The 257-nt window shown below is 54.1% G+C and carries 1 protein-coding gene; it reads right to left on the minus strand.

Annotated elements, in window-relative coordinates:
• A partial coding sequence (locus JW499_RS22125) for a transposase (RefSeq protein WP_416135415.1) occupies positions 1-257 on the minus strand: 257 nt, incomplete at both ends.

Below are 257 nucleotides of genomic sequence, written 5' to 3' on the forward strand. Positions count from 1 at the left end.
GGTATCTATCCGCTGTTTGACTGAGGTAAATGCCGATTGCTCGGGCGTCTCGGCGATGCCTGCTCGTATCGGGTTAAGGTCAACATACGCCATGCAGCTCAGTAGTGCCTGCTCGTCCAGCAAGGCCAGGCTTTTAAAACGCGCTTCCCAGAAATGTCCCCGACAGCTATCCTCCTGGTTGGCTTTACGGGCGATATATTCATTCAGACTGCGCATAAACCAACTGATATCGGCTAACCGTGCGCGCCAGGTCTCAG

This window comes from Amphritea pacifica, from assembly GCF_016924145.1.
GTDB lineage: Bacteria > Pseudomonadota > Gammaproteobacteria > Pseudomonadales > Balneatricaceae > Amphritea > Amphritea pacifica.